A 559-nucleotide genomic window follows, 5' to 3' on the forward strand; every position below is an offset into this window, starting at 1 on the left:
CCGAACCGATTGATATGCGCGTCGGTATGGATACTGCACTGGCGAGGGTAGTTCAGGTATTCGGTGCAGCGCGGCCGCATCATGCCTACCTGTTTACCAACAAGCGTTCGACGCGTATCAAAGTCCTGGTCTATGACGGGTTCGGTATCTGGTTGGCGAGCCGGCGCCTGAACAAGGGAAGCTTTACCTGGACTGATAGTGGCCATTTGCCGGTCGCGCTCAACACCGAGCAGCTACAGGCGCTGGTGACCGGCTTGCCGTGGCAGACACTCATGCACAATCACCAGATCACCGTTGTGTGAGTAGCACGAAGATGTAAACCTATGTAAACGTCCTTGCTGAAGCAGGCTTTTGTCTGGCACATTGCCAGACATGGATTTAACTGTCGACATCACTGATCTCAACCCGGACCAGATCCGCGAATTGGCCATTCGGCTACAGGCCGAAGGACGGTTCCGGCAAACGCTGATTGATAAGTTGACCCACGAACTGGCCATCCTGAAACGGCAGAAGTTTGCCGCCACCAGCGAAGCCTATACCGGCGAACAGCAGCGTGAAC

The 559-nt window shown here is 55.3% G+C and carries 1 protein-coding gene and 1 pseudogene; both read left to right on the forward strand.

All coding sequences use genetic code 11. The annotated features are described in order from the left end of the window. A partial coding sequence (tnpB, locus tag H8K47_RS18850; RefSeq protein ID WP_186882730.1) for an IS66 family insertion sequence element accessory protein TnpB occupies positions 1-302 on the forward strand: 302 nt, incomplete at its 5' end. A 70-nt stretch (positions 303-372) separates the two neighbouring features. Then, a pseudogene (locus H8K47_RS18855) lies at positions 373-559 on the forward strand (IS66 family transposase); the annotation flags it as partial.

The organism is Cognatundibacterium rugosum, from assembly GCF_014284365.1.
Lineage (GTDB): Bacteria > Pseudomonadota > Gammaproteobacteria > Burkholderiales > Burkholderiaceae_D > Undibacterium > Undibacterium rugosum.